Origin of the sequence: Streptomyces poonensis (assembly GCF_014650915.1) — a bacterium.
Classification (GTDB): Bacteria; Actinomycetota; Actinomycetes; order Streptomycetales; family Streptomycetaceae; genus Streptomyces; species Streptomyces poonensis.
This window is the reverse complement of the sequence record NZ_BMVW01000001.1, coordinates 1,254,093-1,266,104: the sequence shown is the minus strand read 5'-3', so window position 1 is coordinate 1,266,104 and position 12,012 is coordinate 1,254,093. Positions and strand designations below refer to the sequence as shown.

The 12,012-nt window shown below is 70.4% G+C and carries 14 protein-coding genes; 6 read left to right on the top strand and 8 right to left on the bottom strand.

The window, feature by feature from the left end; genetic code table 11:
- Positions 1 to 81: 81 nt before the first annotated feature.
- Complete coding sequence (locus tag IE242_RS05665) at positions 82 to 465, bottom strand: winged helix-turn-helix transcriptional regulator (RefSeq protein WP_189855794.1); 384 nt, start codon at positions 463 to 465, stop codon at positions 82 to 84.
- Positions 466 to 569: 104 nt separating this feature from the next.
- Between IE242_RS05665 and IE242_RS05660 the strand changes: the two genes are divergently transcribed.
- The gene (locus IE242_RS05660) at positions 570 to 986 is read left to right on the top strand and encodes a RidA family protein (RefSeq protein ID WP_189855793.1); all 417 of its coding nucleotides are present in this window, start codon (positions 570 to 572) and stop codon (positions 984 to 986) included.
- A 54-nt stretch (positions 987 to 1,040) separates the two neighbouring features.
- On the opposite strand, the gene IE242_RS05655 is transcribed toward IE242_RS05660, so the two are convergent.
- On the bottom strand, positions 1,041 to 2,852 hold the full coding sequence (locus IE242_RS05655; RefSeq protein WP_189855791.1) for an SMI1/KNR4 family protein: 1,812 nt from the start codon (positions 2,850 to 2,852) through the stop codon (positions 1,041 to 1,043).
- 132 nt (positions 2,853 to 2,984) lie between these two features.
- Complete coding sequence (locus IE242_RS05650; RefSeq protein WP_189855790.1) at positions 2,985 to 3,740, bottom strand: SAM-dependent methyltransferase; 756 nt, start codon at positions 3,738 to 3,740, stop codon at positions 2,985 to 2,987.
- A gap of 152 nt (positions 3,741 to 3,892) precedes the next feature.
- On the opposite strand from IE242_RS05650, the gene IE242_RS05645 reads away from it, so the two are divergent.
- On the top strand, positions 3,893 to 4,111 hold the full coding sequence (locus IE242_RS05645) for a hypothetical protein (protein WP_189855788.1): 219 nt from the start codon (positions 3,893 to 3,895) through the stop codon (positions 4,109 to 4,111).
- Positions 4,112 to 4,148: 37 nt separating this feature from the next.
- Here IE242_RS05645 and IE242_RS05640 read toward each other — a convergent pair whose 3' ends face one another.
- From IE242_RS05640 to IE242_RS05625, 4 genes are read right to left on the bottom strand one after another with little or no spacing between them, the layout of a single operon-like run.
- The gene (locus tag IE242_RS05640; RefSeq protein WP_189855786.1) at positions 4,149 to 4,526 is read right to left on the bottom strand and encodes a cupin domain-containing protein; all 378 of its coding nucleotides are present in this window, start codon (positions 4,524 to 4,526) and stop codon (positions 4,149 to 4,151) included.
- 18 nt (positions 4,527 to 4,544) lie between these two features.
- Entirely contained in the window at positions 4,545 to 5,147 is a 603-nt protein-coding gene (locus IE242_RS05635) for a LysE family translocator (RefSeq protein WP_189855785.1), read from the bottom strand.
- A 47-nt stretch (positions 5,148 to 5,194) separates the two neighbouring features.
- The gene (locus IE242_RS05630; protein WP_189855783.1) at positions 5,195 to 5,380 is read right to left on the bottom strand and encodes a DUF397 domain-containing protein; all 186 of its coding nucleotides are present in this window, start codon (positions 5,378 to 5,380) and stop codon (positions 5,195 to 5,197) included.
- A 9-nt stretch (positions 5,381 to 5,389) separates the two neighbouring features.
- Positions 5,390 to 6,241 carry a helix-turn-helix domain-containing protein gene (locus tag IE242_RS05625; RefSeq protein ID WP_189855782.1) on the bottom strand — a complete coding sequence of 284 codons (852 nt, stop codon included), beginning with the start codon at positions 6,239 to 6,241 and terminating at the stop codon, positions 5,390 to 5,392.
- Positions 6,242 to 6,487: 246 nt separating this feature from the next.
- Here IE242_RS05625 and IE242_RS05620 point away from each other — a divergent pair, with 246 nt between their 5' ends.
- The 3 genes from IE242_RS05620 (at position 6,488) to IE242_RS05610 (ending at position 7,559) form a co-directional block, all read left to right on the top strand.
- Positions 6,488 to 6,922, top strand: a complete 435-nt coding sequence (locus IE242_RS05620; RefSeq protein ID WP_189855781.1) for an ATP-binding protein — start codon at positions 6,488 to 6,490, stop codon at positions 6,920 to 6,922.
- 71 nt (positions 6,923 to 6,993) lie between these two features.
- Positions 6,994 to 7,278: a hypothetical protein gene (locus tag IE242_RS05615; RefSeq protein WP_189855779.1), complete on the top strand. Its 285-nt coding sequence runs from the start codon at positions 6,994 to 6,996 to the stop codon at positions 7,276 to 7,278.
- Entirely contained in the window at positions 7,275 to 7,559 is a 285-nt protein-coding gene (locus tag IE242_RS05610) for a hypothetical protein (protein ID WP_189855777.1), read from the top strand. The genes IE242_RS05615 and IE242_RS05610 overlap by 4 nt, the downstream gene beginning before the upstream one ends.
- Positions 7,560 to 7,632: 73 nt before the next feature.
- Here the strand turns inward: IE242_RS05610 and IE242_RS05605 are convergent, their stop codons facing one another.
- Positions 7,633 to 9,192, bottom strand: a complete 1,560-nt coding sequence (locus IE242_RS05605; protein WP_189855775.1) for a CehA/McbA family metallohydrolase — start codon at positions 9,190 to 9,192, stop codon at positions 7,633 to 7,635.
- 219 nt (positions 9,193 to 9,411) lie between these two features.
- Between IE242_RS05605 and IE242_RS05600 the strand changes: the two genes are divergently transcribed.
- On the top strand, positions 9,412 to 11,997 hold the full coding sequence (locus IE242_RS05600; protein WP_189855773.1) for a bifunctional FO biosynthesis protein CofGH: 2,586 nt from the start codon (positions 9,412 to 9,414) through the stop codon (positions 11,995 to 11,997).
- Positions 11,998 to 12,012: the final 15 nt, after the last annotated feature.

Genomic DNA, 12,012 nt, shown 5'->3' with positions numbered 1-12,012 from the left:
CACAAGGTCCTCACACGCTCTTCGCACGCGATCGCCCAGAAGGGCACACCTGGCGGACGGGCCGCCGGGGTGGACGGCCCGTCAGGCGTCGAAGCGGAGGCGGGAGGTCTCGATGTGGGCGAGGTTCCGGTGCGTCCATTCGCACATGACATCGACCGTCGCCCGCAGGGCCCGGCCCGGCCCGGTGAGGGTGTACTCGACACGGGGCGGCACGGTCGGGTGCACGGTCCGCTCGACCAGGCCGTTGCGCTCCAGCATGCGCAGGTTCTGCGTGAGCATCTTGTGGCTGATGCCCTCGACCTCGTTCCGCAGCTCGCTGAAGCGCAGAGTGCGATCACCGAGCATCTCGATGATCAGCAGGGCCCACTTGTTGGCGACGTCGGAGAAGATCTCCCGCGCCAGGGAGTCCGCGCGTCTCAGATCGGCCTGATCGGTCGGACCGCCCTCGAACTGCTTGGTTTCCATCAGGTTCCCCAGTCACCGAAAAGTGCGTTCTTCCAGCTCAGCGCTCACTCTCCTACGGTTTCCGAGTAACCACAAGAGAGCGCGGACGAGGAGCGGAAAACGGCATGACCGTCACCCTGATGAACCCCACCGGACTGCCCGAGATCGACGGCTACCGCCAGGTGTCGATCGCCCCGATCGCGGCCGGCACGAAGCTCGTCCACATCGCCGGTCAGGTCTCCTGGGACACCGACGGAGCCACGATCGCGGAGGGCGACCTCGCCGGTCAGGTCGAGCAGTGCTACCTGCACATCGGCACCGCCCTGGCCGCGTCCGGCGGTTCCTTCGACGACGTGGTGAAGCTGAACTTCTACGTCGTCGACTGGGCCCCCGAGAAGCTGCCCCTGATCTGGGAGGGCATCAACCGGGCGGCCGAGAAGCTGGGCACCACCCCGGTGCCGCCGGTCACGCTGGTGGGGGTGGTGGCGCTGGACATTCCGGACCACCTGGTGGAGGTGGAGGCGACGGCGGTCATCGACTGACCAGATGCTCCCCGCGCTGCTCGCCTCGGACGGCCCGCGTGTCAGCTGTGCCGGTCAGTCCCCCTGAAGCGGTCGCTGGGCTGCCAGATCCAGGGCCAGCTCGCTGCGCCAGTCCTCGCTGAGCCTGCGGTGCAGGATGGATGCCGCGGCATTGGGCAACGGCAGCTGGAGGAAGCGACGCAGCGAGTCCGCTGCGTCGGCGCGTATCTGCCATGCCTGGAAGTCGTCCCGGGCGGCGTGGAGTTCGGGCGCGTCCCGCTCTCGCCGCCAGGACGGGTCCAGTGTGACCCGGGCCGCTGCGGCTTCGGCCACCAGCGTGCGCATACGCAGGTCCAGTGCGTCGTCCTCGACGAGCTCGGGGGCCTCCCCGCGGTCGACGGCCGCCAGGGTCTGCGTCACTTCGGGGTAGGCGTCGATCCCGGTCTCCACGGCGAGCCTGCGCAGTTGCAGGGCCATCACCGCCCGCATCCGGGGCGCGGGGGTGCGCTCGATCAGCGCACCCAGATCGAGATGACGTACCTCCGTGACGGGACGGCACGACCACTCGGGGATGTCCTCCAGGACCGGTAGGACAAGGCCACTGAGCAGTGGCTCGTCGAGTACGCGCTCGACATCGAAGTCGATGCCGAACTCGCCCCGCAGACCGGTGAGGAAGTCCCTGTACGCGGCGGTCGAGCCGGGCCAGGGATCGACACCGACCGACTGCGCCCTGCTGCCGTCCGGGAGCCGCACATAGTCCTCCCGCGGGGACGACACCAGGCGGTCCTGGGTGCCCTGGGCATACGGGCGGCCGTTGTCGTACACGGTGAGCCGCACCTCTGGGCCCTGCTTGGTCAGGGCCAGGACGCGGGTGTCCCGGGCCAGCCTGCGCAGCACCTCCGGGCGGGTCAGCTGCCCGGTCCCGGCGCTCTGCGTCAGGAACCCCCAGTCTCCGTGGCGGCCCGCGCGGACCAAGGGCCGGGACGCCGCCCAGAGACTCGGCGCCGATCGCTCGGCCTGCGCGTGGGTGCGTTCGCGGATGGTGTCCCGCTGCACCACGCCCGCACGCAGCAGGAGTTCCTCCGCGGTCACGCCCTCGGCGAAGACCAGGTCCGGCTGGCGGGGCCGAGGTGTCCGGGACTGCGTGGAGCCGATCACGACGTACACCCCGCTCCTGGGCGGCTCCGGCTGCCGGCGCGCGGGCTCCGGTTCGGGCTCGGGCGTACGCGCGGCGAGCTCGAGCAGCGAGGTGGGGTGCGCCTTGACCGTGACCGTGGTGTCCTCCCAGATCAGCGCTCCGTCGACAGCCAGCGGAATGCGGCCTCCGATGGGCAGTCGCCGTTCCAGGGCGTCGGCGAACGCCGACAGCGCCGCCCGTAGCGAGCCCCATTCGCTGAACGAGGGGACGTCCTCGTTGAAGTAGTCGCCTATGCGCCCGTAGTCGTCACCCGGGCGGCACGTGAGGAACAAGCCGTCCTGGGCGTCCCAGGCGACGCCATGGGTGATCAGCAGCCACTCGTGGCGCCAGTACGCGTTGAGCTCGTGGTCGTCCTCGTCGTCGTACGCGTCCTCGACGTCCTCGCCGATGGACCGCAGGAACAGGGAGTTGTTCACGATGTCGGCGACACCGGCGAACGGGCCGTTCAGTGCGAACACCGGTGCGCCCTTACTCAGTTCGACACCGTCGTGGCAGCGGAGCGAGGCCACGAGTTCGGGGTGGAACGTCACCCCGAGCCGCCGCTCGGCATCTGCTATCTCACCAGGAGCAGCGGGTGGACGCAGCCGGGCCCGGCTCAGCGGGGCGTGCTCCGAGAGCCAGGCGTCGATGCGGGCCCAGGACTCTTCTACGGTCGGCAGCGGGACGGCTGCGTCAGTGGTCGACGTCATGCGAGCACCCTAGGAGCGACCACTGACATCACCCGTCAGGCGACGGGTGGCGCGGCTGCCGAGGCTGCGGACCGCACGAAACGGGAGGAGGGCAGCATGCGGAACGCGCCGAGCACACCTCCACCCACGCGATCAACGGAGGTGGTCCGGTGTCCGCCGGAGCACGAGCGTGGCGAACCCGAGGGTGCGGCGGTAGCCCCGCAGCCACGCGGCCCGGTGCTCGGCCGCGGCCGTGAGCGCCGCGCCGCTGTCCGGGTCGCCGGGGTGGTCCAGTGCCCAGCGGGAGAGGGAGCCGGTCCAGGACCACTCGTACTCGTCCCACTCCTCGATGGTGCTGACGTGCCCGTACGTGGGGGTCCAGCCGGCCGCGACGATCCGGTCGACGGTCGTGGCGAGGTCGGCGTACTCGTCCGCGTCGAACCCGGCGTCGAGGGTGTCCCGGCCCGGCTCGCGTTCCCAGAAACCGTCGCCGATCAGGACGGTGCCGCCGGGGGCGAGGTGCTTGCGCACGGCCTCCAGGGTGGGCAGCAGGCCGCCGAAGGCGTGGGTGGATCCGACGCAGAGGACCAGGTCGAACGGGTCCTCGGCGGTGTACGCGCCGGCGTCTCCGGCCTCCAGCCGGATGCGGTCCCCGAGGCCCTTCGCCGCGATGCCCTCTCGCGCCCGCACGATGGTGTCGGCGTCGAGGTCGACCCCGTACGCCCGCACGCCCGGCCGCTCAGCGGCGGCCCGGAGCAGCCACTCTGCTGTCCCGCACCCGAGATCGAGGATTCTCTCGCTTCCGCCCGGCAGCGCCCGGTCCAGGAGGCGGGACACCGAGGTATCGCTCAGTGGGGCGGCGATGGGGTGGTCGGCGTGGGCGAGGGCGCTGATGCGTCGGCGGTCCATGGGGTGATGGTGGCGTGAGGCGATGCGAGGTGTCTCCCGAATTAGACAGGTCGCGCGGGGAGTCGACGCTCCGATCGGCTCATTGTGTCGGCCATTGTTAGGCTGAGGCGGCTGATCGCGTTGACATCTCATCTGAAGGGGAGCACCCAACGATGCGGGACTTGCTCGGTGACCTTCTCGGGGAACTGGCCACGGCGGTCTTCGGCATCTTCCTGATCGCCTGGTGGCTCGGTGGTCCGGCGGTGACCGCCATCATCTGGAGCGAGGGTGACAAGGAGGGCGCGGTACAGATCCTGGCGGCCTGGGCGATCATCACCACGCTGTACCTCACCGCATCCTGGATGATCCGCCGCGCACGGCGTGCCGGATGACGGCTGATGCCGGGGTGGAGCGACGCTGTGCCCCGGGTCAGCGGTGGTCCGTGGGGGGAACCGCGTATCCGGGGACGGAAGGCCACCGCACGGTCACCACCACCGACTCCTCCTCCGCGACCCAGGAGTGGTCCACTCCCTTGCCCCACACGACGTAATCGCCCTGCTCCTCCAGCAGAACGCTGCGGCCGGGAAGTTCGACGCGGAAGCGACCGCTGATGAGGACCAGGAGTGCCGTACGTTCCTCGCCCCGCACCCACTGCGCCCGTTCGTCACCGCGGGGGTGGACGCCCCACTTGATCTCCACGTCCTCACTGTGACGCGGATCGCCGGCCTCCTTGAAGTGACCGAGCAGCCAACCACGGTCCAGCGCCGCGTCCTTGCCCGCCTTACCCACATACACGCTGTCGCTCACGTGCCCGAACGCTAACAGTCACTGGTCGGTGCGGCCCGTCGCGGCGACCGTGATGCCGAGGCCGACCATCGTGAGCCCGCCCACCCCGCCGACCAGGGACAGCCGTCGCGGTGACCGGGCGAACCAGTCGCGGGCGGTGGCGGCGACGAGCCCCCAGACGCTGTCGGACGCGACCGCGATGATGTCGAAGACGAGGCCCAGCAACAGCATCTGAACGACGACGTGCCCTTGCGTGCGGTCGACGAACTGGGGCAGCACGGCGGCGAAGCCGTCCCACAGGGTGCGGAGGCCGCCGCCCGGGGACGGGTCATCGGCGAACGCGGTGTGCATCGCACCGCGTTGCCGCCACGCCCTGATCCCGAGGTGTACGAGGTAGGCGGCGCCGGCCAGCTTCAGCACCGTGAAGACGAGCACCGAGCGCTCGACCACGGAGCCGACGCCCAGCGCGACGGCCAGGACCAGGACGTAGGCGCCGAGGGTGTTGCCCAGGACGGTGGTCAACGCGGCACGGCGCCCTTGGGCCAGGGCGCGCCCGATCACGAACAGCACGCTGGGCCCGGGCACGATGATCAGCAAGAACGACATCGCCGCGAAGGCGAGCAGGCGGTCGGTGGACACCATGTCGCCATGCAAGCGGGGAGGGGGCCTGCCCGCACCCCTTTTTCTGCTCAGGCGGGGCTGTTCTGTTTGAGGGCTCGGAGTAGGGCCCCGAATGCGGTGGGGGCGGCCGAGAGGATCGTTTGAGTGGGGTCGGCGCTTTCGGTGAGGTGGATGGTGTCGGGGGTGGTGGCTATGTGGACGCAGGCGTCGCCTGTCTGGCAGTACGACGACTTTCGCCAGTCGAGTGTGTGCATCGCTGCTCCTCACATGTCCTGGGAGATGGCATGAATGAGATCGCGGGTCTTTTCAGGGCTCAGGGCGGTGGACTCCACCACATCGAGGAGATGCCGGTACATCTCCAGAAGAGCCTCCGCATCCAGGAACACCGGTCCGTGGAACTGGTCGAGCTGGGCAGTGTCCAACTGGGGTACAGGACCGTGCAGGTAGTTGATGGACTGACCCGACCCGGGAAACGCTCCGACGCCGAACGGCAGAACCTGGACGGTGACGTGATCCCGTTCACTCATGGCAAGCAGGTGCTGAAGTTGCGCACGAGCCACCCTCGGGCCACCCACCTGGATGCGCACTGCGGCTTCATGGACAACGGTGCGGTACGTGATCGGCTGCGCGCGGTAGATGAGATCTTGCCGCTGGATTCGGTGCGATACGCGGTGCTCCACCTCGGGCGGGGTGGGGGCCGGAAGCACATGACGGAAGATCTCACGTGCGTGATCAGGTGTTTGGAGCAGACCGGGCATGTGCGTCGTGTATGCGGTCCGGACAGCGGTCGAGTGATATTCCAACTCAGCTAGATCAAGCAGACCTGAGGGCAGCACTTCCCGGTACGCCTCCCACCATCCGTGACTCCTGGCGGTCGTCATGCGGACCAGCGCTTCGACGTAATCCTGATCAGCGCAGCAGTACATGCTTGCCATCGCCCTGATGCGGTCGGGGCTCACTCCGAAGCGGGCGGACTCCACATTGCTCAGTTGACCAGTGCTCGTACCTAGTCGCCGCGCCGCCTCCGTGGTGGTCATTCCTGCGCGTTCACGAAGTTTGCGCAGCTCAGTGGCGACGCGGGTGCGTCGGGCCGAAGGGGCCGGCCTGGTCGTCATGCAACTCCTCCCCCGGAGGCAGCCGTTGGTGCTTGACACTCACACGAGGGAAAAGCGCCTCTACTTCCTTGGTTAAGCGCAAAGCTGCTTTGTGAGTGCCCTACCTTCGTCATCAGGCGCCCCCGCCCAGAAGCGCCCCGCTCGACGGAGCGGCGACGGCCACTGGGCACACCCTGTGGGCACACCCATGCCCACACACGACCACGTAGAACAACCGTCCAACTGCCCTCTGTGACCGGAGACATCATGGCAACCGTACCGCCGTCCTGGAACTACACCCTCCACCTGCCCCGCGATCCAAGAGCCCCCGGCGTCGCCCGAGCCACCCTCCGCAGCGTGCTCGCCGCCCACCACCTCACCCGACTCACGCCCACCGCCGAGCTACTGGCCTCCGAACTGCTCACCAACGCCCACCTCCACACCACCGGCCCCTACGCCCTACGTATCCGCTCCACCGCACCCGACCGCCTCGTGGTCGCCGTCTGGGACACCGACCCGAGGGTCCCCGCCGCCTTCCAGGAGAGTGCTCCCAGCGCCGCACCACCGGAAGACGACGAGCACGGACGCGGACTGCACCTCGTACGGGCGTGTGCCGACGCACTCGGTGTCTCCGTGCTGCGGGAGCTGGGCGCGTCCAAGGGCGGCAAGCTGCTGTGGACCGAGTGCGGGGTGGCGCCGTGACGGTGAGGACGTGGGTCGCGGACGGCACCACACTGGGAGGTGGAGCCGTTCCCGTCCGTCAGGAGCACATCATGAGCGCACAGCCGGAGAAGGACGACAACGGGTGGGGAGCGATGCCCCTGCCGGAGATCAGGACCGTGGAGGACCTTCGCACAGCGCTCAGCCGGTACGGCTTCCCGGGGGACCGGGAGCGGTTCGAGGATGAGCTCGCGGCGGCCATAGGAGCCGCCCCCCTGAACGACTTCGAGGGCGCCGCCGCTGTCGTCCGTGCCTACCGCCACCGCGTGCTGATCAGGAACTCGCCCGAAATCATGACGGCCCTCGAAGACGCACGCGCCGGAGGCACCGGCACATGAACGACGTCCCGCTGGAAGAGGCCGAGCCCGCCAGGAAGGCGTACGTCGACCTCACGGAGGGGGAGCGGGACATGGTCCGGAACGCACTCGCCCTCATCGCGCGCGACCCGGCGGCCGGGCGGGAGGTACCCGGCTGGAGGCCGCCGTCCGTCGAGTACACGTACACCACACCGCTCGCCCCCGACACGGCCGAAGCGATCACCGTCGTCTACACGCACACCCCGGGTATGGGCGTGACGGTCGTGTACTACTTCCGGGATCCGCAGGTCGTGGACCCATAACCCGTCAGCGCAAGCAAGCCGGCAGGCGGCGGCCGATCACTCGGCCGCCGCCCCACCGTCGTCACCGTCCCGGTCAGCGCCCCAGGAAGATCGGATTCGTGAACGCCGCCAACGCCCCCGGCAGCGCCCCCGCCGCCACCTCATGCCGTACCTCGGCGCGCACGTACGCCGCGTACTGCGCCGTCGTACGCCACTCCACGGTCCCCGACCCGGACACCCCCACCGGGGCGCTCGTGTGCAGCACGCCCTGGTCGGTCACGAAGCGGACCGTGCAGCGGGGCGCGCCCGTGACCTCCAGGCGGACCGTGACCGGGGCGTCCCGGTCCACGTGCAGCCGCTCGCCGATGCCCGCGTGCTCGCCCCGGCCGCCGGTCGCCGTGAACGTCAGGGCCACCGCCTTGGACTCGGCCACGTACGACCGCCCCGCCCGCAGCCCCTGGAGGATCGCCTCCCTGCTCAGCTCCTCCGCGTGCACCACGGTCTGGGGCGTGCCCACCGGGTCCGGGTCGCGGTGGGCGTCGCTGTTGCCCATCGCCGGGATCCAGGAGCGGCCGTCGCGCACCGAGGCGACCAGCATGCCGTCCCAGTCCGCCAGCGCCACCTCGTCCTCGGCGGAGTAGGCGCCGTTCCACACCTCCACCACGTCGGCCTCGTTGAAGCCGAACTTCCAGTTGCAGCCGATGCAGGTGGCGTGCGGGTGGGCGGGGACGACCAGGCCGCCCGCGGAGCGGATACGGCGGGCGTACTTGCCGAAGCGGTTGTCGCGCGCCCGGTAGCGCCAGTCGATGAACGTCCCCGGGTCCGTGCCCACCGCCACCACGTGACCGTTGCGGGTCGTGACCTCCTCGCCCAGCAGGATCAGCAGGTCGTCGCCCGCCAGGTCCGCCCAGTGGGCGTGGGCCGACTGCGTGTTGTGCTCGGAGGAGTTGATGAAGTCCAGCCCGGCGGCGCGGGCGGCGGCCGCGATCTCCGCCAGGGTGCGGCGGCCGTCCGAGTACCAGGAGTGCAGGTGGCAGTCGCCCCGGTACCAGCCCCGGCCCCGGCCCTTCACCCGCTCCGGAGGGTAGGCCGGGCGTACCGTCTCGCCCGGTTCGCCGTATGTCAGCGTCACCGTGATCTCGTACGCCAGGCCCTGCGGCGCGACCGTGTACGGGCCCAGCGCGATGTGCCAGGTACCGGGGCGGACCGGGCCCGGGAGATAGCCCGGCGTCGCGTCGTCCGCGCGGATGAAGAACTCCGTGCGCGCCCCGCCCGACCAGCCCCGGAAGCCCTTGCCGCCGAGGTCGGTGCCACGTTCGTCGAAGATGCCGATGTCGAGGGCGTTGCCCACCGTGCCGGACGGGACGGAGGGGCGTTCGTAGGTGTACGCGACGTGCAGCTCGCGGACGCCCCGCGGCACCTCCACGGGCACGTACACGAAGTCGGGGGAGCCGGTGGGCAGCGTGCCCCGGATCGTCCTCCGGTCGGTCGAGCCCTCGGTCCTGTCCTCGGTCGGACCCTCGGCGCCGCTGGCGAAGCTCACGCCTCCCAACGTAAGCGCGCCGGCCGCTCCCGTCACGAACAGGGCGCGTCTGCCGAGGCCGGTGCGGGCATCGGTGCGGGGGTCGGAGACGCGGTTGTCGTCCTCACACATGCTGCTGCTCCCAACGCGTCGGATGTCACGGGGGTGGAGCCGGTGGAACAGGTGAAGCGGGTGGTACGACCCTCGTATTGAGCCGTGAACTCCCGGGCAAGGGAAGGGGAGCGGCAGCTTGCGGCCGGAACACGGCGCGGCCACGGCGTCCTGGGGCCGCGCGGGCCGCACCGTTTGCCCTGATCACGGCGATCGCGGGCTCGATCGTATGCTCGGGGGATGACGACTTCCGCGACCTCCGGAACCGGCCCGACCGAGAACTCCATGCGTCGCGCACTCAAACGTGCCCGTGACGGCGTCGCCCTCGACGTCACGGAGGCGGCGGTGCTCCTCCAGGCCCGCGGTGAGGACCTCGACGCCCTCGTCGCCTCGGCCGCCCGCGTGCGTGACGCGGGGCTGGAGGCGGCGGGCCGGCCCGGCGTCATCACCTACTCCAAGTCCGTCTTCATCCCGCTGACGCGGCTGTGCCGCGACAAGTGCCACTACTGCACCTTCGTGACCGTTCCCGGCAAGCTCCGCCGGGAGGGCCATGGAATGTTCATGTCACCGGACGAGGTCCTCGACGTCGCCCGCAAGGGTGCCGCGCTCGGCTGCAAGGAAGCGCTGATCACCCTCGGCGACAAGCCCGAGGACCGCTGGCCCGAGGCGCGCAAGTGGCTCGACGCGCACGGCTACGACGACACCATCGCCTACGTCCGCGCCATCTCCATCCGCATCCTGGAGGAGACCGGGCTGCTGCCCCACCTCAACCCCGGGGTCATGACGTGGACCGACTTCCAGCGGCTCAAGCCCGTCGCGCCCTCCATGGGCATGATGCTGGAGACGACCGCGACCCGGCTGTGGTCCGAGCCCGGCGGCCCGCACTACGGCTCCCCGGACAAGGAGCCCGCCGTACGGCTGCGCGTCCTGGAGGACGCCGGGCGGTCCTCCGTCCCCTTCACCTCCGGCCTCCTCATCGGTATCGGGGAGACGTACGAGGAGCGCGCGGAGTCGCTCTTCGCGCTGCGCCGCGTCGCCCGCGCCTACCACGGCATCCAGGAACTGATCATCCAGAACTTCCGCGCCAAGCCGGACACCGCGATGCGCGGCATGCCGGACGCGGAGCTGGACGAGCTGGTCGCGACGGTGGCGGTGGCCCGGCTCATCATGGGACCGAGCGCCTGTCTGCAGGCCCCGCCCAACCTCGTCGACGGCGAGTACGAGCGGCTGATCGCGGCCGGGATCGACGACTGGGGCGGTGTCTCGCCGCTCACCATCGACCACGTCAACCCGGAGCGGCCCTGGCCGCAGATCGAACAGCTCGCCGAACGGTCCGCGGGCGCCGGTTTCGAGCTGCGGGAACGGCTCTGCGTCTACCCCGAGTTCGTCACGCGCGGCGAGCCCTGGCTCGATCCCCGGCTGCTCCCGCACGTACGGGCGCTGGCCGATCCCGAGACCGGCCTCGCCCGCCCGGACGCCGAGGTCGTGGGCCGGCCCTGGCAAGAGCCCGACGAAGTGTTCCAGCCGTCCGGCCGCACCGATCTGCACGCCACCATCGACACCGAGGGCCGTACGTCCGACCGGCGCGACGACTTCGACGTGGTGTACGGCGACTGGGAGGCCCTCCGGGAGGCCGCCGCGCCCGGCATGGCGCCCGAGCGCATCGACACCGATGTGCGTGAGGCGCTCGCGGTGGCCGCCGACGACCCGACGAGGCTCACCGACGACCAGGCGCTCGCGCTGCTGCACGCGGACGGCCCGGCGCTGGACGCGGTCTGCGGGATCGCGGACGACGTACGGAAGTCCGTGGTCGGCGACGACGTCACGTACATCGTCACCCGCAACATCAACTTCACCAACGTCTGCTACACCGGCTGCCGCTTCTGCGCCTTCGCCCAGCGCCGCACCGACGCCGACGCCTACACGCTCTCCCTGGAGCAGGTCGCCGACCGCGCCCAGCAGGCGTGGGACGTGGGCGCGGTCGAGGTCTGCATGCAGGGCGGCATCCACCCCGACCTGCCCGGCACGGCGTACTTCGACATCGCGCGGGCGGTGAAGGAACGCGTGCCCGGCATGCACGTGCACGCCTTCTCCCCGATGGAGGTCGTCAACGGCGCCACCCGCACCGGGATGTCGATCCGCGAGTGGCTGACGGCGGCGAAGGAGGCGGGCCTGGACTCGATCCCGGGAACGGCCGCGGAGATCCTCGACGACGAGGTGCGCTGGATCCTCACCAAGGGCAAGCTGCCGACGGCGACCTGGATCGAGGTTGTCACGACGGCCCACGAGCTCGGCATCCGGTCCTCGTCGACGATGATGTACGGGCACGTGGACCAGCCCCGCCACTGGCTCGGCCACCTGCGCACCCTCGCCGGCATCCAGGAGCGCACGGGCGGCTTCACGGAGTTCGTGACGCTGCCCTTCATCCACACCAACGCGCCGGTGTACCTCGCGGGGATCTCCCGGCCCGGCCCGACGACGCGCGACAACCGCGCGGTCACCGCCATGGCCCGGCTCCTCCTCCACCCGCACATCCCCAACATCCAGACCAGCTGGGTGAAGCTGGGCACGGAGGGCGCGGCCGAGATGCTCCGCTCCGGCGCCAACGACCTGGGCGGCACGCTGATGGAGGAGACCATCTCGCGGATGGCGGGCTCCTCCTACGGCTCGTACAAGTCGATCAGGGACCTGGTCGCCGTCGCGGAGGCGGCGGGCCGCCCGGCGAAGCCGCGCACGACGCTGTACGGGGACGTCACGGAGGAGCGGCAGCGCGCGGCCGCCGCCTCGGACGGGCATCTGCCGGAGTTGCTGCCGGTGCTGGACTGAAGGGTGCCGGACGGG